General features: G+C 56.7%; 16 protein-coding genes. 10 read left to right on the plus strand and 6 right to left on the minus strand.

The window, feature by feature from the left end; translation table 11 throughout:
• Positions 1-50: 50 nt before the first annotated feature.
• Positions 51-2,654, minus strand: coding sequence for a plasma-membrane proton-efflux P-type ATPase (locus ACJU26_RS07505; protein ID WP_414041881.1), 2,604 nt, complete (start codon positions 2,652-2,654; stop codon positions 51-53).
• A 140-nt stretch (positions 2,655-2,794) separates the two neighbouring features.
• Between ACJU26_RS07505 and ACJU26_RS07510 the strand changes: the two genes are divergently transcribed.
• On the plus strand, positions 2,795-3,238 hold the full coding sequence (locus ACJU26_RS07510) for a hypothetical protein (protein WP_414041882.1): 444 nt from the start codon (positions 2,795-2,797) through the stop codon (positions 3,236-3,238).
• A complete protein-coding gene (locus ACJU26_RS07515) occupies positions 3,235-4,767 on the plus strand; it encodes an MFS transporter (protein ID WP_414041883.1) in 1,533 nt (510 codons plus the stop codon). Before ACJU26_RS07510 ends, ACJU26_RS07515 begins: the two co-directional genes overlap by 4 nt.
• Positions 4,768-5,019: 252 nt before the next feature.
• Here the strand turns inward: ACJU26_RS07515 and ACJU26_RS07520 are convergent, their stop codons facing one another.
• The gene (locus tag ACJU26_RS07520; RefSeq protein WP_414041884.1) at positions 5,020-6,438 is read right to left on the minus strand and encodes a chloride channel protein; all 1,419 of its coding nucleotides are present in this window, start codon (positions 6,436-6,438) and stop codon (positions 5,020-5,022) included.
• Positions 6,435-6,755 (minus strand): hypothetical protein, encoded by a 321-nt coding sequence (locus ACJU26_RS07525; protein ID WP_414041885.1) that lies wholly within the window; start codon positions 6,753-6,755, stop codon positions 6,435-6,437. The genes ACJU26_RS07520 and ACJU26_RS07525 overlap by 4 nt, the downstream gene beginning before the upstream one ends.
• Positions 6,756-7,022: 267 nt before the next feature.
• On the opposite strand from ACJU26_RS07525, the gene ACJU26_RS07530 reads away from it, so the two are divergent.
• From ACJU26_RS07530 to ACJU26_RS07550, 5 genes are all read left to right on the plus strand, one after another.
• The gene (locus tag ACJU26_RS07530; RefSeq protein WP_414041886.1) at positions 7,023-8,396 is read left to right on the plus strand and encodes a dihydrolipoyl dehydrogenase; all 1,374 of its coding nucleotides are present in this window, start codon (positions 7,023-7,025) and stop codon (positions 8,394-8,396) included.
• A gap of 40 nt (positions 8,397-8,436) precedes the next feature.
• Positions 8,437-9,471, plus strand: coding sequence for an efflux RND transporter periplasmic adaptor subunit (locus tag ACJU26_RS07535; protein ID WP_414041887.1), 1,035 nt, complete (start codon positions 8,437-8,439; stop codon positions 9,469-9,471).
• A 96-nt stretch (positions 9,472-9,567) separates the two neighbouring features.
• The gene (locus ACJU26_RS07540; RefSeq protein ID WP_414041953.1) at positions 9,568-11,253 is read left to right on the plus strand and encodes an ATP-binding cassette domain-containing protein; all 1,686 of its coding nucleotides are present in this window, start codon (positions 9,568-9,570) and stop codon (positions 11,251-11,253) included.
• Positions 11,250-12,365, plus strand: coding sequence for an ABC transporter permease (locus ACJU26_RS07545; protein ID WP_414041888.1), 1,116 nt, complete (start codon positions 11,250-11,252; stop codon positions 12,363-12,365). Before ACJU26_RS07540 ends, ACJU26_RS07545 begins: the two co-directional genes overlap by 4 nt.
• Positions 12,365-13,474 (plus strand): ABC transporter permease, encoded by a 1,110-nt coding sequence (locus ACJU26_RS07550; protein WP_414041889.1) that lies wholly within the window; start codon positions 12,365-12,367, stop codon positions 13,472-13,474. The genes ACJU26_RS07545 and ACJU26_RS07550 overlap by 1 nt, the downstream gene beginning before the upstream one ends.
• Before the next feature lie 48 nt (positions 13,475-13,522).
• On the opposite strand, the gene ACJU26_RS07555 is transcribed toward ACJU26_RS07550, so the two are convergent.
• The 3 genes from ACJU26_RS07555 to ppsA are packed head-to-tail and all read right to left on the minus strand — an operon-like array spanning position 13,523 to position 18,950.
• Complete coding sequence (locus ACJU26_RS07555) at positions 13,523-15,004, minus strand: MFS transporter (RefSeq protein ID WP_414041890.1); 1,482 nt, start codon at positions 15,002-15,004, stop codon at positions 13,523-13,525.
• Positions 15,001-16,524, minus strand: coding sequence for a 2,3-bisphosphoglycerate-independent phosphoglycerate mutase (gene gpmI, locus ACJU26_RS07560; RefSeq protein WP_414041891.1), 1,524 nt, complete (start codon positions 16,522-16,524; stop codon positions 15,001-15,003). The genes ACJU26_RS07555 and gpmI overlap by 4 nt, the downstream gene beginning before the upstream one ends.
• Positions 16,525-16,544: 20 nt before the next feature.
• Positions 16,545-18,950 (minus strand): phosphoenolpyruvate synthase, encoded by a 2,406-nt coding sequence (gene ppsA, locus ACJU26_RS07565; protein WP_414041892.1) that lies wholly within the window; start codon positions 18,948-18,950, stop codon positions 16,545-16,547.
• Positions 18,951-19,182: 232 nt separating this feature from the next.
• On the opposite strand from ppsA, the gene ACJU26_RS07570 reads away from it, so the two are divergent.
• Genes ACJU26_RS07570 through lexA form a run of 3 tightly spaced genes read left to right on the plus strand, consistent with a single transcriptional unit; the run spans position 19,183 to position 21,116 of the window.
• Complete coding sequence (locus ACJU26_RS07570) at positions 19,183-19,779, plus strand: cytochrome b/b6 domain-containing protein (RefSeq protein WP_414041893.1); 597 nt, start codon at positions 19,183-19,185, stop codon at positions 19,777-19,779.
• 14 nt (positions 19,780-19,793) lie between these two features.
• Positions 19,794-20,468, plus strand: a complete 675-nt coding sequence (locus ACJU26_RS07575) for an SIMPL domain-containing protein (protein ID WP_414041894.1) — start codon at positions 19,794-19,796, stop codon at positions 20,466-20,468.
• A gap of 12 nt (positions 20,469-20,480) precedes the next feature.
• On the plus strand, positions 20,481-21,116 hold the full coding sequence (gene lexA / locus ACJU26_RS07580; RefSeq protein WP_414041895.1) for a transcriptional repressor LexA: 636 nt from the start codon (positions 20,481-20,483) through the stop codon (positions 21,114-21,116).
• The last annotated feature ends 16 nt before the right edge of the window (positions 21,117-21,132 follow it).

Genomic DNA, 21,132 nt, shown 5'->3' on the forward strand with positions numbered 1-21,132 from the left:
TCCTGAGGAGTCGGGTACGTTGAGATTACACAGGTACTACTCTTCCATGTCTATGTCCGTGGTTGCTGGGCTCCCTTTCCGGGCTTCGCTTGTCGCTCCTGGGTGTGGTCGCCAAGGATCCGGTGCAGTTGACGTTTCGCGGTAGCCTCTTCGTGGACAATGGGGACCAGGACGGGCTGCAGGGAACGATTCAGGGTCTCCAAAAAGCGGCTCTGGTGTTTGGCCTGGTGGTCGAGGAGGCGGTAGAGCGCCAACTTGGCAAGATCCGCCAGCACCATCCACACGATGTTGTAGGCCCAAACCAGGCCGATCACGGCCCAGGGCAAGGCCGGCATGAGCCAGCCGAAATGGACGATGGCAATGCCGAAGATCTGCGTTCCCAGGATGGCCAGCAGCAGAACGGGAGCCGGGTAGGGTGGGCGCCAGAAAGGCCCCCGCGTGCGGGTCAAAAACAGCAACAGGTGACCGCCGGCGATGAGTTGCAGAAACATGATGCTCTCCGCCTCTGCCACGGGGATCCGGAAGTGGATACGGGCAATCAGGTAGAGGACGAAGGTACCGCCAAAGGCAAGCAATCCCAAGACCGACGCCAGGGTCAGCACCCGGGGCATTTCCCAGTGCACGGGGGTGGGTTGCACTGCGGTGTGGTCCCAGGCGATGGTCATGATGGGGATATCATCCAGGAGGGCCAGCAGCACGATCATGATGGCGGTCACGGGGTACACATTGAAGATCAGCATGGCAATGACCACAAAAAACAGAACGTCCAGGGTCAGGCCGATGCGGTACAGGGTATAGGAGGTCATCCGTTCAAAAATCCGGCGGGCTTCTTCCACCGCCTTGACGATCACATCCAGTCCCGGGGCGGTCAGAACCAGGGCCGCCGCCGCCCGGGCGGCATCGGTGGCGCCCGATACGGCAATGCCGGCATCGGCCTGCTTGAGGGCGGGGGCATCGTTGACTCCGTCGCCGGTCATGGCCACGAAGTGCCCGCGCTGTTGCAGGGCCTTGACGATGCCATATTTGTGTTCCGGAAACACCTGGGCAAAGCCGTCGGCATGCTCGATTTCATCGGCGAGCTGGGGGGATAGAGGGCCGCCCTGGGCAAACTGGGACAGGCGATCGTCGACGGTGAGAATATGGGTGCCAAGATGGAGCTGTCCGGCAATTTCCTGGGCGATGGCCTGATGGTCGCCGGTGACCATCTTGACCTCGATGCCATGCTGTTGGGCCTCGATGATGGTTTCCTTGGCATCGGTCCGGGGGGGATCCATGAGGGAAAGGATGCCGAGAAAGCGCCAACTGGCCCCCTCATCGTCGGAGCGGACCACGCCCAGGGTACGAAAGCCCTTGGCTGCCGCATCTTCCACGACCTTTTCGGCCTTGCTGCGTTCCGTACCCGCCAGCTTGGCCATGTCCATGAGGATCTGCGGGGCTCCCTTGCTGACCCGGAACCGGGAGCCGTCGTCGGCGTGGACCTGCCCTTCGGTCCGTTTGGATACGGGATCGAAGGGGATGAACTTGTCCAGATGATAAGCGGCCAGGGCCTTTTTTGAGTCCTGAAGCCCCGCAAGCACGGCATTGTCGATGGCATCGGCATCTTCAGCCCTGCTGGCCAGGGCCGCCGCCAGGATCAGTTCTTGTTCACTTTGGGCGGCGAACTGGATTTTGTCACCCAGCGTGATCTTGTTCTGGGTGAGGGTCCCGGTCTTGTCCGAACAGAGAATGTCCACACCGGCCAGCTCTTCGATGGAGGTCAGCCGGGAAACGATGGCCTTCCTCCGCGACAGGGCCAGGGCACCCAGGGCCATGGTAACGGACAATACCGCCGGCATGGCCACGGGGATGGCGGCGACGACCAGGACCAGTATGAAGGTAATCAGGGTCAGGAAGGGCAGGCCGCGCAGCAGCTCCACCACGATGAGCAAGACCGAAAGGGCAAGGGCCGTGAGGATCAGAAAATTGCCAACGGTGAGCACCGACCTTTGAAAATGGGAAATCGGCGCCGCCTTTTGGACCAGGCTGGCGGTGCGTCCAAAGAAGGTCTGGGAGCCAGTGGCATAGACCAGGCCCAGCATCTCGCCTTGCTTGGCGATGGTGCCCGAATAGGCCACCTCGCCCGCTTTTTTGTTGACGGGCAGGGATTCCCCGGTAAGGGCCGACTGATCGACGGCAAGATAGTCGCCGGAGAACAACTTGATATCGGCGGGCAGGATGTCACCCAGGCGGACGCGGATCACGTCTCCTGGAACCAGCCCTGCCGCATCGAGGCTCTGCCAGGTCTGGTCGCGCAGAACCCGGGCCTGGAGGGCAAGTTCCTTTTTGAGGGCCTTGAGGGCATCGTTGGCCCCCTTTTCTTCCCAGAAGCCAATGCCCCCATTGATGAGCAACATGGCAAAAATGATAGAAAAGGTCTTCCAGTCACCGTTGATGGCCGACAGGACGGCGGCGATCTCGATCATCCAGGGGATGGGACCCCAAAAGTAGGACAGAGCCTTGCGCCAGAGCGGGGTTTCCTTTTCCGGGAGCAGATTGCTCCCATAGCGGGCGAGGCGTTCCTTGGCCTCCGTGCTGCTCAGTCCCTTGTCTGTGCTGTCCAAAGACTGGAAACTATCTTCTACGCTGAGATGTTCGAAGTCTGGTTGGTCCGCCATGCAAGGCCTCTATATACCTTTTCAACAAAATTCCTGTGAAGTATAGCACAGGCTTGGGAGTGTCAATGTTACTATTGTTCTATGATGGATTTATGGAAGTCAGACTACAGTGCTTTTCCGAATAGCAGGATCCTTAGAACATGTCCCTGGATACCACTCTCATTGGGATTCCCGATGCCGCCGAAGATCCTCCTCATGGGATAGAGGTCTGCCGCGGATTGCGGGCTCATCCAACGGTTACCCCCCCTTCAGGGACGCGGCAAGCTTGCCTGCCCGCGCTGTGGTCATGTCCTCGAACGCAGCGCGGGGCGCAGCATCAATGCGGCTCTGGCCATGACCTTATCCGCCCTTTTTCTGCTGATACCCGCCAATTTTCTCCCTCTGCTCTCCGTCAATATTTCCACCTGCCTGCCCATCAAACCTTGCAAGGTCGGGGCTTGCCGGTACTGATCGTCCATGTGCAGATGCCTGCGGACATGGATCGGCTTTATCTCACTACCCTGCAGGGTCAATACCGCCTGGAAGTGGCCATGAGCCGATTATTGGCGCGATTCAGCCGGGTCGTGGCGCAACACCTGTCATGAAAGGGGCTCCCAAAAGCGCTGGTCTGGCTCTCCATCATGTGCATTTAAATTCACTGAAACTTGTTGAAGTCCTGCGGCAACAGGAAAAACGCTGGCTGAATGCCATCCCCAGACCCCGAGCCATCATTTTGCTGGCTCTCACTCAGGGGTTGGCCAGTTTCAATTTGGCCGCCCTGGGTACCGTAGCACCGGCATTGGAAAGCAGCCTCCATATCGGCAACATCGCCTACGGCCTGCTTTCGACGGCATCCATCCTGACCGGGGCTGCCGTGGTACTTCCTGTGGGCATTCTGGGGGATCGCCAGCGCCGCGTTCCCTTACTCATGAAGCTCATCCTGCTCTGGGCACTGGCAATGCTGCTGAGTGGCATCAGCCCCGGCTACCACTGGTTCCTGATCACCCAGATGCTGGCCGGAGCTGCCGGCGTTTCCGTAGGCCCGGTCATCGCCTCACTCTCGGGAGATTTATTTCCCCCTTCCTGGCGCGGACGGGCTTTTGGCTTGATTGTCGGCGGGGAGTTACTGGGAGCGGGCATCGGCATGATCCTGGCTGGCACCATCAACACCCTGAGTGACTGGAGGATGGTGTTTGTGGTCCTGGCAGCCATGGCCGTCCTGCTGACTGTTTTGTTAGGGAAAGGTATGCGTGAACCAGAGCGCGACAACATGGACAAACTTGCTGCCGAGCTGGCCCAGGAATCCGCAAACCATCCGTCAAACATGACTGACGCCAGTACGAAATCAAAACGCTACCTCATTGAGGATATTCGCAAAAAATCCATTCAACCGGTCCGGAAAAGAATATTGCCGGAAGATCCGACCCAATGGCACTGGTTTCGGGCGGCCCGGACCATTCTCGGGATTCCCACCAATGTGATTTTGATTACCGCCTCCTCTGCCGGCTATTTTTATTTTACGGGGCTACTGGCTTTTGGCATTCTGTATCTGACCCAACGCTTTCATATCAATACCATGGCCGCCAGTACGCTCTTTGTGGGAGCGGGATTGGGCGGCATTGCCGGGGTCGTCGCCAGTGGCTGGATAGCCGATTTCCTGTTACGCAAGGGACTGATTACCGCGCGAATATGGGTCACTGGAATCGCTTTCCTGCTCACCATTCCCTTTTTTCTGCTGGCATTACATACCAACCAAGAGATGCTGGAGTTCATCTGGCTATTTATGGGATCAGCCGCATTGGGCGCCACCAACCCCACCCTGGATGCGGCGCGGCTGGACATCATGCATTCCCGACTCTGGGGACGGGCGGAAGGGATCCGGATTTCCTTGCGCTACGTCCTTGAAGCTGCGGCACCTTTTGCCTTTGGCTGGGTATCCACGCATTTTTCCGAAAACTATTGCCATCTCCAGCATTGCGGCGATGGCTATGGACTATGGATCAGCTTTGAAATTTTTACCGTACTGCTATTGGTGGCCACCCTGCTCATGCTGACGGCCATTTTTACCTATCCCCGCGATGTGGCTACGGCCTTGTTTTCCCAACAAGTCCGGAAACCCCAAAAGCATTCCTGAAAGGGGTATCAATCAGGAAGTTTCTTTCCTGGGTCGGCGCGGACGACGGGATTCCCCCAGATGCCTGACCTTCGGGCCGCACCCTCTCAAAGTCGATTTTCGATCATCCAGATGGACATTCATCACCCGAATATCATTGTCCCGCACAAAAATCCAGGTACCAGACTGCCATCATCACCGCCTGCTCATCATGGATCTTGCTATCCACCTTGCAGTAGGCCGCGCCTTCCTCCTGGAATATTGATTCCTTGCTTACTGTTTTCCGGACGAACCGTTCGTGGGTACCTTTTCCTGCACCACATAATGATTTTCAGGAATATCCAGCCCCTTTTTAAAGAGCGGATAGGTATAAATACTTTGTTCCAGAAAGACCCGGCGAAGCGCAAAAGCGGTCAGTGTCGTGACCATGGCCGGCAATAAGATATGGTAATTGTTGGTGAGTTCCACCACCATCACCGGGGCACTGAGCAAGGCGCCGGTGGTGGCACCCACCATCCCCGCCATGCCACACATGGCAAAGAGCGGCACACTGCCATGCCAACCCAGCAGGGCGTCCGCCAGATATCCTGCACCAGCTCCGATGGCTGCTCCGATAAACAGTGAAGGGGAAAATATTCCTCCCGAACCCCCGGTACCAATGGTCAGACTGGTAGCGATCCCTTTCAGAATCAGCAACAGAATCAAAAAACCAACCAGATGTAATTGCCCGGTCAATATCTCCGATATGGCAAAATAACTGCCCCCAATCAGATAATAATGGCCGGTAAATACAAATAATCCATAAAGCGTCAGACCCACCAGCAACATGCCACTCATGTGCCGCAGATAGGGATTGGGAAGATATTGTTTACTGATTTGTTCGGTCCAGGTCAGCATCTGAATAAACAAAAAGCTCATTAATCCGGTCAGAATGCCCAGAAGTGCAAATACGGGCAGGATAAGACTTCCAGAAATCGCTTTGGTAGGCACATAGGCTAAGAGATGAAAATTGCCCAAGCCGGTTTCCGTCATCCAGGTGGCAGAAACCGTGGCCACCAGCGTGGAGAGCACCGTCCAAGGCCGCCAGTCTGGTACGATGACTTCCATGGCAAGAAACCAGCCACCCAGGGGGGCATTGAATACGGCCGCAATACCCGCGCCCACCCCGCAACCTACCAGATGAATGCGGCGCTTGTCCGACATGGGGAACAAGTGACCCATGAAGGCACCAATGGCCGCGCCAAACTGCATGGCGGGGCCTTCCCGCCCTGCCGAGCCTCCCGAACCCAGGGTCAGGGCCGTGGCCACGGGGCGCAGCAGTGCCACAATGGGCCGCATGCGACCACCATCCGTATGGACGGCCTCCATGACCTGACTGACGCCGGCCCCCTCCACTTCTGCGGCCACCCGTTGCACCAGAATGGTCACCAGCAAGGCCCCCAATACGGGCACCAGAATCATCCAGGGTCCCCAGGCTGCAGGCACCGATGGCAGGTGTTCGTTGTAATAAATACTCCAGCGCCCCTGAAAAAAAAGATTGTGTAGCAAGGCAATCAGATATTGAAAAAGCAGTGCCCCGACTCCGGTAAACAGGCCAACGAAGACCCCCAGAATAATCAGTCCAGGCCCTTCCTCCGCCGGCAGCAGTTCCCGGTGCAAAGCGTGTCGCAGGATTGCCCAGCGCCATTTCATGGGCAGACCGACAACCCAGGACCATTCATAAGACCGCCGATGATCGGCGCCAGAATGATCCCGGCACCCCAGGCACTGGCAGCAGAATGTTGCAGGGCATTAAAAGAGAAAGACCACTGCCCGAAGAAAAAAAGATTATGCATCCAACCAATGAGCCGACGAAAAGCCACGGCCCCCAGTCCGGCAACAATCCCGACAAAAAAGGCCAGCAACAAATGAAATATCGGGTTGCGACGCAGTTTGCCCTGCCAGCCGCCAACTTCTCTTTCGATGACATGGGACAACACTTCAGACGACAAGGGGACGCTTTCCGACATTACACACTCTTGGAAATGGTTTTGTTTTGACCTTAGGAAACTTCGAATAACCAAAAATCGTCGTTTGAAGCGGAGAGACTCTCCGATCTCGCTTTTTTCAACGACTTTGAAAAAGTATATCGTGTATTCCGATTGTTTCCTATAGATTTCACTATTCCGGACCTACAGGGAGGCTCTGTGTCTAAACTTCGGATGGTGTGAATATAACTATTCGGTAAATCATGCTATCTTTTTAGAGTCGAAGCTACGGACCAAGGAGACACAACCGTGCAGGAAGTGGATTTGTTGTGTATCGGTGCTGGCGGAGCTGCCTATCCTGCAGCTTTTCGACTGGCAAAAGCGGGGCGTCAGGTGCTCATGGTGGATCCCAAGGGAGTGATGAGCGGAAACTGCTTGTATGAGGGCTGTGTGCCCTCAAAAGCCATTCGGGAAACCGTTGCCTTATATGATGGATTGGAGCGTTTTCAGTCTCTTGGCCTTCAAGGGAAGGTTACTGTGGATTTTACCGCCTTGATGCAGCACAAGGATGCCGTTCAGGCACGGCGCTATGCCCAACATACCGAAGAACTGGCGGCTGCCCCAGGAATCCAGTTGTGCAAAGGCGTCGCCCGTCTGCTCGATGCCCATACGGTGGCGGTGGACAGCGATAAAGGGACCGACACCTACCGGGCCGCGCATATTCTTATTGCCAGTGGTTCGGATGTGTTTGTTCCGCCCTTACCCGGCGCGGAATTGTGCCTCACCAGCCATGATCTCTATAAACCAAGCCCAGCCTTGCAGAGCTTGCCCGAGCAGATGGTGATCATCGGCGGGGGTTACATCGGTCTGGAAACGGCCACTTTTTTTGCCCGCCTCGGCACGCAGGTAACCCTCCTGCAAAAAGGCGAACGCATTCTTGCCGGCATGGATCCGGCCATGGTCAATCAGTTGCTGGCCTTGCTTCCGGCGGGCTTGCAGATCCATACCAATGTCGAAGTACAGCGAGTAGAAGACCGGGCAGGGCGGCGTCAGGTCGTGTGGCTGGATCAGGGCCAGGAAATCTCTCGGGCAGCGGACGTGGTCGTCCTCGCCGTGGGACGCCATCCAGTGATTCCGGAAGGTGCTGAATCCATAGGCATTGAGTTGGATCGTCACGGTATTCGCGTCGGCCCTGATTTGCAGACCCGCTATCCCCATATTTACGCAGCGGGTGACGTGAATGGGCGTGTTCCGCTGTTTCATGCGGCCGTGCGCCAGTCACTGGTCGCCGCCCATAATATGCTGGCAGGGGATGTGCCCACGGATTATGCGGATTTTACCCAGGTACCGACGACGGTTTTTACCTTGCCTGCGGTTGCCTACATCGGCCTGACACCGAGCAAGGCCGGCCCTGGAGCGCTGTTGGAAGCTTCCTATCTTTTTGCTGAAGACGCGCGGGCACAAATTCTGGAGCAACGGGAAGGCGAGATCCGTCTGTTTTTCGAGCCGGATACGCTGCGCTTGAAGGGCGGCTGGATTGTCGGCCTGGATGCCGGCAGCCTCATCGGCCAGATTGGCACCGCCCTGGCAGCGGGTATGACCGCCTATGATATGGCCCGTTTTGCCGACCAGCATCCCATGTCTGCCGAAGGTGTCAGCAAGGCCGCACGCAACCTGTTCTGAGTCTCACTGTTGAATTCACTAAAGCGGCAGGATGCGTAGCATGACGGTGCACAAAAAAAGAGGAATTCTGCTAGCGATCATTGTTCTCGTCATTGCGGGCGGGGTGATCTACTGGAAGACCCGTTCGCTGCCGCCCAGCGATCAGTTGACGGTGTATGGCAACATCGATATCCGGCAAATACAGGCGGCTTTCAATGATAGTGGCCGGCTCCGGGATCTCCGGGTGCAGGAGGGAGATCGGGTCAGCAAAGGGCAGCTATTGGCCGAAATGGATCCCGTCCGTTTTCAGGACGTGGTGGATAGGGATGCGGCGCGTGTCGCTGCCCAGGAGCAGGTGCTGGCCCGTTTGCTGGCCGGTTCACGTCCGGAAGAAATCGCCGAAGCCCGGGCGGAAACCGTCGCCGCAGAGGCAAGCTTGAGTAATGCAGAAATCACCTGGAAACGTCAGCAGTTACTGGCTGCCGAGCAATATGTACCCAGGCAAAATCTCGATAATGCCGCTGCGGCCCTGAAAAGAGCCCGTGCCAACCTGGATCATGCCCAGCAGGCCTTGAGCCTGGCTGTGCGAGGCCCGCGCAAGCAAGATATTGCGGCTGCCCGACAACAGTTGCAGGCCGATAGGGCCGCTTTGTCCCTGGCCCAACGGGAACTGGCCGATACCCGCCTCTATGCGCCGGATACGGGCGTGGTGCAGGATCGTATTCTGGAACCCGGTGACATGGCTTCCCCCCAGACCCCGGTGTTTACCCTGGCTCTGGATAACCCGGTCTGGGTCCGCGCCTATCTGCCGGAAAAAGCCCTGGGAAAGGTACGATTGGGGATGAAGGCAAGCATTTATAGTGATTCATTCCCGAACAAGACCTTTTCCGGATGGGTGGGATTCATCTCGCCAACGGCGGAATTCACCCCTAAAACGGTGCAAACCACGGAATTGCGGACCGAACTGGTCTACCGGATGCGGGTTTATGCCTGCAATCCAGAACATCAATTGCGTCTGGGGATGCCCGTCACGGTGCATATTGCGCTGAAGGATAATCCCCCCCAGGCCTTATCCGCCCATCCCTGCGAAAACTGAATCGTGTCGGACGCTGCTCCTCCACTGCATTTTGCCGGGGTCAGCAAACATTTTGCGCATGGCAAAAAGCAGGTTCAGGCCTTGACTAATCTGAGCATGACCCTACAGGCGGGCAGCATTACCGGTCTGTTGGGGCCGGATGGTGCGGGTAAAAGCACCATGATGCGGCTGGCAACCGGCCTACTCCGGCCCGACCAGGGGACGGTGCTGGTACTGGGAATGGATACGCGGAGTCGGGCCAGTGGCATTCAGCATCAAATTGGTTACATGCCCCAGCGTTTTGGCCTGTACGAAGAACTGACGGTGCAGGAAAACCTCGATCTCTATGCCGAGCTCCAGGGCATTCCTCGGGAAGCCGCCCGCAGCCGCCAGCAGGATCTGCTCAAGTTGACGGCTTTGGGTCCTTTCAGTACCCGCATTTCCGGCGCGCTATCGGGGGGCATGAAACAGAAACTCGGTCTTGCCTGCGCCCTGTTACGGGCACCCCAATTGCTGCTGCTGGATGAGCCCACCGTCGGTGTGGATCCCATCGCCCGGCGTGAACTCTGGGAGATCATTCAGGGTTTGCGTGCACAGGGGCTGACGGTATTCATGAGTACCGCCTATTTTGACGAGGCAGAGCGTTGTGATGAACTCATCCTCATCCATCAGGGAAAACTCCTCAAAAAAGATACGGCCAAGGCCTTTGGCGCCCCTCTCCAAGGCCGCTGCTTTCTGGTAAAGCACAGCGGCCTCAGCAAGCGATCCCTGCGCGAAAACTTGCAGTCGCGCCCGGATGTTCAGGATGCCCGTATTCTGGCCGATGGCGTGCGGGTATTGTGCCGCGGTATGGCCCATGCTGAGGGACCAGAAGAGCAGTGGCAGGCGGTGGAGCCGTCTTTTGAAGACGCCTTTGTGGATTTGTTGGGCGCCCGCACAGAAGCTGCCGCAAAGCCTGACCAGGTGCCACTATCCCCCGTTCATGCCCCAATATCCACTGCGGCGCGATCCGTGACGGGTCTGAAAACGGACTCGGCAGCAGAAACGGTCATTGAAGTCCATGATCTCTGCAAGTTTTTTGGGCGGTTCGAGGCTGTCAAAGGGAATAGTTTCCAAGTCCGGAAAGGGCAGATTTTTGGCTTGCTGGGCGCCAACGGCGCGGGCAAGACCACCACTTTCCGGATGCTTTGTGGCCTGTTGCCTGCCTCATCGGGAACCTTGCGCGTGGCCGGGGTGGATATGCGCAAGGCCAGCAGTCAGGCGCGGGCACGCATTGGCTATGTTTCCCAGAATTTTTCCCTCTATGGCAACCTCAGCGCTGACCAGAACCTGGCTTTTTTCGGGGCGGCATACGGTTTGCGTGGAACTCGGCGCAAGGAGCGGCTGAACTGGGCGCGGCAGGAATTCCAATTGAGCGACTATGGCGATGTGAATGTGGATGATCTTCCCTTGGGCATCAAGCAACGCCTTGCCCTGGCTTGCGCATTGCTGCACGAGCCCCCCATCCTTTTTCTGGATGAACCGACTTCCGGTGTGGATCCTCTGGCGCGGCGGGAGTTCTGGCAGCGGATCAATGCCCTTGCCGAATCAGGGGTGACCATTCTGATCACCACCCATTTCATGGATGAAGCAGAATACTGCGACAATCTGGTATTGATGTCCCTCGGTGAAGTGCTTGCCCAGGGCAGTCCCGAGCAGGTGCGTGCCCAGGCCCGCAGCCCGGAGCATCCTGATCCCAGTATGGAGGATGCCTTCATTCTTCTCATCCAGACCCATGAAAGCCGTATCCGGAGCGCATCATGAATCGGCAACGCCTGCGCGGTTTGATTCGTAAGGAGTTTATCCAGATTCTGCGGGATCCTTCGGCCATTGCCATAGCTTTTGTAATGCCGGTGCTTTTATTGTTTCTTTTTGGCTATGGCGTATCTCTGGATGCCCGGCATTTGCCCATTGCGGTGGTCGTCGATCGGCCTACGGCAGAAACCAGTGCTTTCATCGGCGGTCTGCAACAGTCTCCCTATTTCAAGCCGATCATGTACGACAGTATGCACCGCGCCCGTCAGGCGGTGATGGCGCGCAAGGTCGATGCCATTGTCTGGCTGCGTTCCGATTTCAGCCGCCAGATCCTGCAAGGTCAATCGGCTGCCATCGGCGTTCTGGTCAATGGCGTGGATGCCAACAATGCCCGCATCATGGAAGGTTACTTGCAGGGCGTCTGGCAAAACTGGCTGCAACAGCGCGCGCTCAATGCTGGCAGCTCTCTGAGCATCCCGGTGATTGGTGAGAGTCGCATCTGGTTCAATCCCGCCTTGCGGAGTCGGGACTATCTGGTTCCGGGTCTGATAGCGGTGATCATGACCCTGATTGGGGCGCTGCTGACGGCCCTGGTGGTCGCCCGTGAATGGGAGCGCGGTACCATGGAGGCGCTCATGGCCACCCCGGTCACCATGGGGGAAATACTGCTGGGCAAGCTGATCCCCTATTTTGTCCTGGGCATGGGCGGAATGCTGCTATCCGTGGCTCTGGCCGTCTGGCTTTTTGCCGTCCCGCTGGTCGGTAGTTTCTGGGTACTGCTGCTTTGTTCGGCACTGTTCCTGCTGGCCGCCCTGGGCATGGGGCTGCTGATTTCCAGTGCGGCCCGCAATCAGTTTGTGGCCGGGCAGATTGCCATCATTGTCACCTTTCTACCGGCGTTCATTCTTTCCGGTTTTATTTTCGATATTCAGTCCATGCCCGCGCCTATTCGCATCATCACCCATCTGGTCGCGGCCCGCTATTTTGTCAGTATCCTGCAAACGGTTTTTCTGGCCGGAAATGTCTGGCCCATCATTCTCTGGAACAGTCTTGCACTGTTGCTCATGGCGGCATTTTTTCTGGGGGTCACCTGGCGTCGCTCCCGCAAGAGACTGGACTGATGCTGGCACGCATCTGGGCACTGGTGATCAAGGAGTTTCTGGCACTCCTGCGCGACAAGAAAAGCCGTTTTGTGATCATTGGCCCGCCCCTGATTCAGTTGCTGGTATTTGGTTATGCCGCCACCTTTGATTTGAATCATATACCCTATGCGGTTTTCAATCAGGACAGTGGCTTCGCTTCCCGTCAGTTACTGGCGGAGTTCCAGGGTTCATCGGCCTTTCAGCAGGTCGCGACCATAGAAAATGCCGGACAGATTGCGCCGCTTATCAACCAAGAAAAGGCCTTGTTGGTCCTGCAGATTGGTCCCGATTTCACCAGCGATCTGCTCCTGCATCGGCCCACGCGGGTACAGGTGATTGTCGATGGTCGCAACTCGAATACCGCGACACTGGCCCTGAACTATGTGAACTCGGTTCTGCTGCGCTTTGACTTGCGTTGGGCCAATGCGCAGCACTGGGGGCATCCTCCCGCACAACTGCTCATGCGCTCCTGGTTCAATCCCAATTTGCTGTCGCGCTGGTTTATCGTGCCGGGGATTGTCGCCTTGCTGGTACTGGTCGTTACCCTCCTGGTGACGGGTTTGTCGGTGGCGCGTGAACGGGAGCAGGGCACTTTTGACCAATTGCTGGTGACCCCCTTGCGCCCCCTGGAAATATTAGTGGGTAAGGCGTTGCCCGGTTTGGTGATCGGCGCTGTGGAAGGGCTTTTTATTGTGCTGGTGGCGATATTCTGGTTCCAGGTGCCTTTTGTGGGCAGTATGCTCGCGCTCGTGGCGGGATTGTCCCTGTTCCTCCTGGCAGCGGTCGGCATCGGTCTGATGATTTCCTCGCTGGCGGTAACCCAGCAGCAAGGATTGCTGGGCGTATTCATTTTTCTGGTACCCGCCATCATTCTCTCGGGCTTTGCCACTCCCATCGCCAACATGCCGGTAGCGGTCCAGTATCTGACCTACCTCAACCCCATGCGCTATTTTCTGATTATCGTGCGCGGCGTGTTTCTGGAAGGGGATAATATGGTCATGCTCTGGCCGCAATACTGGCCACTGGCCATTATCGCCCTGGGTTCCATGGCCGCGTCCTCATGGCTTTTCCGGCATCGCATGCAATGAACGGTTTTCTGTCCACTCTGCCGGCCATGGAGATGGTCCGTAAAATCCTTACTGAGGAACTTCGGGGCCATGATGTTCTTCGAGGGTTTTGCCCTGGCCCTGCACCCGAAAAATCCAGGTGATTCCCAGACCGAGCAGGCTGACCAGGATCATCAGCGCTAAAACGACTGATAGACCCCAATGAGCTTGAATGAGCGGAAGCAGAAAGACGCTGATGGTCGCCCCGATCTTGGCGACGGCTGCAGCAAATCCTGCGCCGAAGGCACGGACCTGGGTAGGATACATTTCCGTGGGTAAAATGAAGGTGGTGGCATTGGGACCCATGGTCATGAACAGGTTGAAGAGCATGAATCCGGCCAGAATAAGGTAATAGTGTGTGCTCTGCGTTCCTCGGTTGTGCAGCGCGCTGTCCAGCAACACGCCCATTCCCAGGATCATTCCCACAAAACCAATGAGTTGCATATGAATGCGGCCAAGTCTGGGAACGGCCCAGAGAGCCAACAGGGAACCCAGCAAAAGAAACAGATCCACTTTGCCGCTGTCCAGCGCATTGCCGAGATCTCGATTCAGAGTGGAGCTTAATTCGGGTAGCTTGCCCCGCAGGCTGCCGAGCAGAATGGTCGTGAACAAGCCGATGCCATAGGTGGCTACGTCCATGAAAAACCAGGGAAGGGTGACCAGCAGGGTACGGCGGCGATACTCCGGCGAAAATAAAGCGGCCAGGCCCAAATGATGGCCAGGGGGTATTTTCGCCACATGATGCCGTTTTTTGCCGAGCTGTTGGGCTATCTGCAGCAAATGGCCTTTTTTGTCAGGCGCAAAGCGCGTCAGAATTTTTGCGGCCTCGGTGTTACGACCATGACTCATACACCAGCGCACACTTTCGGGTAGACTCAGACGCCCGATCAGATAGGGAAGAACCAGCAGGATTTCGGCTGCCAGCAACCAGCGCCAGGTTTCATCGCCAGCATGGGCATTCAGCAACAGCAAGATAGCCAGGCCAGCCCCGGCCAGCATGCCCACGGACTGGATGGCAATGGAAGCCGCCATCATTCGGCCACGCCGTCCCTGGGGCATGAATTCGGCCAGGTAGCTGCTGGCAACCGGGAAATCCATGCCAACGCCGATTCCCAGCAGCAGTTCCGCCTGGGTCAGGATGGCGGCATTCGGGGCAAGGGCCGCCAAGGATGCGGCAATCATCAACACTATCATGTCACTGATCATGATGGGTTTGCGTCCCCAGCGATCAGCAATGTGGCCGCCCAAGAGCGCACCGATCACGGTACCTCCCATGAGCATCGCGGCCACCATGCCCACACTGCTGGCGGGCATGGCAAAACGGGGGATGACCAGGGGCAGGGTAACACCCAGCAAACACATGGATACCCCGCTCAACAGCGTGCCCCCGGTGGATAATGCCCATATCCGGTAATGCAGGGGCAGCATCGGACTGTTGTCGAGAATACCGGTCATGGCGGCATGGCCCGGGTGAACGCCATGGGCTCCCCCTGCCGGCTTTTTTATTTTCAATACAGACTATCCTTGAGAATCAGACTTTTTCCGGTCATTTGCGCGGGTTGGGGAAGTCCCATGAGATCGAGAATGGTGGGGGCGATATCGGCTGTTCCACGGCCGATACCCAGTCTTGCGCCCTCATGACCTATCAGCAGCATGGGTACCGGATAGACCGTATGCTGGGTATGTGGTTCGCCGCTGAGTGGATCGACCATTTCATCGCAATTGCCATGATCCGCGGTGAGGATAATCTTGAAGCCCTGTTGCCGGGCGACCTGGACAACCCGATGAAATTGCAGATCCAGGGTTTCCACGGCGCGGAGGATGGCCGGAATTTTGGCCGTGTGACCGACCATGTCGCCATTGGCAAAATTGACGATGACAAAGTGATATTTCTGGCCTTCAAGGGCGGTGATAATCTGGTCTGCAACCTTGGCGGCGCTCATTTCCGGCTGGAGATCATAAGTGGCGACCTGGGGAGAGGGAATGATCACACGATCTTCTCCGGGAAAGGGTTCTTCCCGACCACCGTTGAAAAAATAGGTCACATGGGCATATTTTTCGGTTTCTGCGCAATGAAATTGCTGCAGTCCGGCATCACTGATGACTTCTGCCAGCACCTTCTCCGGAATTTCCGGCGGGAAAAGGACCGGAAAGGGGTATTCGTCATTATAAGAAGTCATGCACAGGGCCGTTCTGGCTTTTTCAGATCCCCGGTCAAAATGTGAAAACTCCGGCATGGCAATGGCCGCGCTCAGTTGCCGCATGCGATCCGAGCGAAAGTTGAAAAAAAACACCGGTTCATGGTCACCGATACGGTTTTCCTGGGGATTGCCGATGATGGTCGGCTGGATGAATTCGTCACCCTCACCTCGCTGCCAGGCGGCATGGATGGCTGCTTCGGCACTGCTGGCCTGCAGGCCTTCGCCCTTGATCATGGCCGCCCAGGCTTGTTGCGTGCGGTCCCAGTGATTGGCCCGGTCCATGGCGGTATAGCGGCCACAGAGGGTGGCGATCTTGCCCTTGCCCAATTCATGCAACCGCTTTTCCAGAATCCGTGCGAACTGGTCGGCGCACTGCGGGGCAGTATCCCGGCCATCGCTAATCATGTGAATGATGGGTTCCACGCCGGCCTCGACCACCAGGGGGAGAATCTCCAGCAAATGGGCAATATGCGCATGTACTCCTCCGTCAGAGACCATGCCGACCAAGTGCAGGCGCTTGGTCCCCTTGAGTATATTTTGCCAGGCCGGAATCTTGGAGAAACTGCCATCGCCAAGACTATCGGATATACGGACCATATCCTGGAGCAGAATGCGTCCCGAGCCCAGCGTCAAATGGCCGACCTCCGAGTTGCCGAACTGTCCGTCGGGTAATCCTACGGCTCGCCCGGAGGCTTGCAGGGCGGTGTGGGGGAAACTGGCAAAATAATGATCGAGGTGAGGGGTATGGGACTGCGCCCAGCCACTGTAAGCGCGATTGGGGTTCAGGCCAAAACCATCAAAAATCACTAATAATACGCGTTGGATGTTCATGGTTGACCTCGCTTTGATGTTCATGGTTGACCTCGCTTTTCCAGTTCCAGTACATGCAGGGTGGTTTTCAGTACGGTATCGGGGTTGAGGCTCATGGATTGTATGCCGATGTGCACCAGCAACTCCGCCATTTCCGGATAGTCCGAGGGGGCCTGACCGCAGAGACCGGAATGGATGCCATTGCGCGCACAACCCTCCACCGCCAGACGGATCATGGTTTTTACGCCCTCATCCCGTTCGTCATAGTCAAAGGCCACCATTGCTGAATCCCGATCGACGCCAAGGGTGAGTTGGGTAAGATCATTACTGCCAATGGAAAAGCCATCAAAACGCTGGGCGAAATCGTCAATCAACAGCACATTATTGGGAACTTCACACATGGCATAAATTTTCAGACCATTTTCACCCCGTTGCAAACCAAATGCTGCCATCTGGGCCAGCACGGCATCGGCTTCCTGAACGCGCCTGACGAAGGGCAGCATGATAATGACATTATCCAGGCCCATGGTTTCGCGCACCCTTTTCATGGCCAGACATTCCAGATGAAAGCCTTCCTTGTAAGCAGGGTGGGCGTAGCGGGATGCGCCTCTGAAGCCGAGCATGGGGTTGTCCTCGTCGGGCTCGAAATAGCGGCCGCCCAGCAGCGCCGCATATTCGTTGCTTTTGAAATCGGACATGCGCACGACCACCGGTTTGGGATAAAAAGCGGCGGCCAGGGTGCCTATGCCTTCTGAGAGTCTTTCCACAAAAAAATCCTGGGCATGGGCATAGCCCTGGGTCAATTTGGCCAAGGCCAGACGTTCTTGAGGATCTTTCACTTTTTCGGGATACAGCAGCGCCATGGGATGGGCCTTGATGGCATTGCTGATGATGAACTCCATGCGCGCCAGACCAATGCCATCATTGGGCAGATTGGCCGTCTGGAAAGCAATTTCCGGATTGCCGAGATTGATCATGATCTGGGTTCTGGGCCGGGGCAGAACGGCAAGATCCGTATGCTGGACGGTAAAAGGCAGGAGCCCGGCATAAATGATTCCCAGATCGCCTTCGGCACAGGAAACCGTGACGGCATCACCATCATGCAATATTTCCGTGGCCGTTTCCGCACCGACGACGGCAGGAATACCCAGCTCACGAGCGATAATGGCGGCGTGGCAGGTGCGTCCTCCCCGGTTGGTGATGACGGCTGCGGCATGTTTCATGACGGGTTCCCAGTCGGGAGTGGTGGTATCGGCCACCAGAACTTCACCGGGACGGAATTCACCCAGATGCCGAACGTCAGAGATAATCCGGACCGGCCCCGAAGCAATCTTGCTGCCCACGGCACGGCCGCTGCCCAGTCGTTCTCCCCGCGCGTCGAGAACATAGGTTTCCAGAATCTGCCCTTTTTTCTGTGACGCGACGGTTTCCGGCCGGGCCTGCACGATATATATGGATCCATCCAGACCATCTTTTGCCCATTCCATATCCATGGGGCGGCTTTCTCCCATTTTCTGGCTGTAGTGGTCTTCAATCTTGATGGCATAGTCGGCCAGGACGAATATATCGGCATCACTCAAGCAAAAGCGTTCCTGTTCCTCGCGATGGGTGGGTACATTACGGGTGCCGTGGCGGGTATCCCCTTCGGTATAAATCATCTTGATTTTCTTGCTACCCAACACCCTGCGCAGCACCGCTTTTTTGCCCTGTTTGAAAGCGGGCTTGAATACATAATATTCGTCAGGATTGACGGTTCCTTGCACCACGTTTTCACCCAGCCCCCAGGACGCGTTGATAAATACGGCATCCCGAAACCCGGTTTCTGTGTCCAGGGAAAACATGACGCCACTGGTGGCCAGATCCGAGCGCACCATTTTCATGATGGCAATGGACAAGGCCGCCTTGAAATGATCGAAACCCTGATCGATGCGGTAATGAATGGCTCGATCCGTGAAGAGACTGGCAAAACAGCGTCGGCAGGCATCCAGCAGGGCGGCCTCCCCGGAAATATTCAGGTAGGTATCCTGTTGGCCGGCAAAGCTGGCAGTGGGCAAATCTTCTGCCGTGGCCGATGAACGGACCGCCAAAGACAGGCTATCTCCATACTCCTGGCGCAGTTGCGCATAGGCTTCAAGGATTTCCTCCTGCAGATCCTGGGGAAGGGGCGCGCTGTAGACAATTTCCCGGGCTTGGGCGCCCCGCCGGGCGAGATCCCGAACATCATCCGGATCGAGGCCATCCAACGCCCCATGCAGAGCAGGCCAAGCCCCCGCCTGATCCAGCAGGTGATGGTAGGCTTTCCCGGTGATGGCAAAACCGTTGGGTATCTGGACTCCCTGCGGGGTGAGCTCCCGGTACATTTCCCCCAGCGAAGCATTTTTGCCCCCTACCAAGGGTACATCTTCGATGCGTATCTCCCTGAAAAAACGGATATACTTGCCAGCCATGGAATTTTCTCCCCACAAATCCGGGTGCGGATTCTGAATAAAAGATAGTCAATGAAACCCTTCAGGACAATCGCATGGCAGGTATCCTGATGGTTTCCTTGGCGAGTTTTTTGGTTCCAAACCAGGGAGAGGCTGGAGACCGCCATGCGGCCGCGAATGCACTCTCGAAAGTTCTCCTGAAGTCAGGTAGCTTGTTATCTTATGCATATTTTTTGAGATCAGGGAAGGATTGATGAACGACTCCAGTTCTGCATCAAGGCAGCAAAATCTGTGGCCGCGGGAGGCGCGTTGGCTGCATGCGGGGATCGCCATCGGCGTGACTCTGCAATTACTGACTTCCCTATGGATGACACCGGACTGGCAACATGCGGATTACGCCAGCGTCACGCAGCTTCTGTTCAGTTTTCATGCCTGGGTAGGCCTGACAACGGCGCTATTTCTGCTCTGGCAGTGGCTCTGGATTGCCACCTCTCCCCAGATGCGCCAGCAATTCTTCCCTTGGCGAGGACCCTGGCAACCTATTTGGGATGATCTTCGTGATCTGTACCGTGGTCGCCTCCGCCCTCCGGGTCCTGCTCCCGGTCTGGCTGCCCTGATACATGGGCTTGGTTTGCTTTTGATCAGCTGGATGGCGTTGACGGGCACCATCATTTTCTTTTTCTTGCCCCAGGGTGGCACGCCCCCCGGGACGCTTCTATTGAGTTTGATCCCATTACACAAAGCGTTAGTGTATCTCGTATGGGCTTACTGGATAGGTCATGTGGGGCTATTTTTTGCGCACTTGCTGCGTCGTGATCGTATTCTTGATATTTTTCGTTTGGGGACCTGATGAGTGAGGGAAACATGAAACAACGCATGCAATTATCACTGTGGTTGCTGTTGCCTTTTTCATTGCTGGCATCGGCAGATACGGGGACACAGTTAATCCATCTGGGAGTCCGGCAATCCTATCATGTGGCAAATACGGTCATGCTGGCGCAAATGCAAGCCAGTGCCAGTGGACCCAATGCGGCGGATTTGGCGCAACAGGTCAACACCAAAATGCATTGGGCCTTGCAGCAACTGGCCGCTGAGCAGCATTTGCAGACGCAGACTCTGAATTATTATACGCAGCGCGATTATGGTGACGGTAAACCCACTGGCTGGACGATAAAACAGATATTGCAGATCCGTGGTCCTCAGTCGTCACAGCTGAATCATGTTCTGGGTAAATTGCAATCCCGTCTGGAGCTGATTTCCATGAGCACCGAACCCAGCGAGAGTGCGCGTCAGGCTGCCGAAGCGCAAGCCGCCAAGCAAGCCATTACGCGTTTCAAAGCACACGCCCATGATTTTTGCCGGGATTTTGGATATAGCCAGAGTGTACTGGATGTTGTGCGTATCTCATCAACCCACGTTACTCCTGGCCCGGTGCCGATGATGAGGATGGCGGTGCAGACACCGGTGGCCAGTGCTCCGGGTGAGTCGGCCATGGCTGTGGAAGTGTCCGGATCTGTGCGTTGTTTGGGGAAAAAGTAAAGGAGACAAGCCGTGGATGCACTGACCCCTCGACAGGCAGAAATTCTGGCCTGGATTCGTAGCCGGGTAGAGGAGGACAATCTGCCACCCACCCGTGCGGAACTGATGAAAGCCTTTGCCTTTCGTTCCCCCAATGCCGCCGAAACCCATCTGCGCACATTGGCCCGCAAGGGTTATCTGGAACTGCGGCAGGGCACCGCCCGGGGTATTCGCCTGCCGGAAGACGGAAAGGAAAGCCGCCATCCGCCCTCCCCGGGCTTGCCTTTGCTGGGACGGGTGGCGGCTGGTCATCCCATGCTCGCCGAGGAGTTCCGCGAGGGACAATTGCCGGTGGACCCCCGCCTGTTTGCGCCGGGAGCGGATTATCTGTTGCGGGTGCAGGGCATGAGCATGCGTGACGCCGGCATTCTGGATGGGGACATCCTGGCGGTGCGCCAGGAGCCGGGTTTTACTCCCCAGAATGGCCAGATGGTGGTGGTCCGGGTGAATGGCGAGGTCACGGTCAAGCGCTGGCAGCGGGAGGGAACGCAAATTCGACTATTGCCTGAAAATCCGGATTTTTCCCCTATTGTAGTCGATCTGACCCGCGACGAGCTGCAGATCGAGGGCAAGGTGGTGGGTCTGCTGCGTCTGGGCCAGAACCTCTAAGTCCATCTCCCCCAAA

It is taken from the genome of Acidithiobacillus sp. M4-SHS-6 (genome assembly GCF_047421495.1).
Taxonomy (GTDB): Bacteria; Pseudomonadota; Gammaproteobacteria; order Acidithiobacillales; family Acidithiobacillaceae; genus Acidithiobacillus.

Excerpts from the sequence above, each read along its gene's own strand:
- ACJU26_RS07505 (WP_414041881.1), bottom strand. The coding sequence starts at position 2,654 with ATGGCGGACCAACCAGACTTCGAACATCTCAGCGTAGAAGATAGTTTC.
- ACJU26_RS07510 (WP_414041882.1), top strand. The coding sequence starts at position 2,795 with ATGTCCCTGGATACCACTCTCATTGGGATTCCCGATGCCGCCGAAGAT.
- ACJU26_RS07515 (WP_414041883.1), top strand. The coding sequence starts at position 3,235 with ATGAAAGGGGCTCCCAAAAGCGCTGGTCTGGCTCTCCATCATGTGCAT.
- ACJU26_RS07520 (WP_414041884.1), bottom strand. The coding sequence starts at position 6,438 with ATGAAATGGCGCTGGGCAATCCTGCGACACGCTTTGCACCGGGAACTG.
- ACJU26_RS07525 (WP_414041885.1), bottom strand. The coding sequence starts at position 6,755 with ATGTCGGAAAGCGTCCCCTTGTCGTCTGAAGTGTTGTCCCATGTCATC.
- ACJU26_RS07535 (WP_414041887.1), top strand. The coding sequence starts at position 8,437 with ATGACGGTGCACAAAAAAAGAGGAATTCTGCTAGCGATCATTGTTCTC.
- ACJU26_RS07540 (WP_414041953.1), top strand. The coding sequence starts at position 9,568 with ATGACCCTACAGGCGGGCAGCATTACCGGTCTGTTGGGGCCGGATGGT.
- ACJU26_RS07545 (WP_414041888.1), top strand. The coding sequence starts at position 11,250 with ATGAATCGGCAACGCCTGCGCGGTTTGATTCGTAAGGAGTTTATCCAG.
- ACJU26_RS07550 (WP_414041889.1), top strand. The coding sequence starts at position 12,365 with ATGCTGGCACGCATCTGGGCACTGGTGATCAAGGAGTTTCTGGCACTC.
- gpmI (WP_414041891.1), bottom strand. The coding sequence starts at position 16,524 with ATGAACATCCAACGCGTATTATTAGTGATTTTTGATGGTTTTGGCCTG.
- ppsA (WP_414041892.1), bottom strand. The coding sequence starts at position 18,950 with ATGGCTGGCAAGTATATCCGTTTTTTCAGGGAGATACGCATCGAAGAT.
- ACJU26_RS07570 (WP_414041893.1), top strand. The coding sequence starts at position 19,183 with ATGAACGACTCCAGTTCTGCATCAAGGCAGCAAAATCTGTGGCCGCGG.
- ACJU26_RS07575 (WP_414041894.1), top strand. The coding sequence starts at position 19,794 with ATGAAACAACGCATGCAATTATCACTGTGGTTGCTGTTGCCTTTTTCA.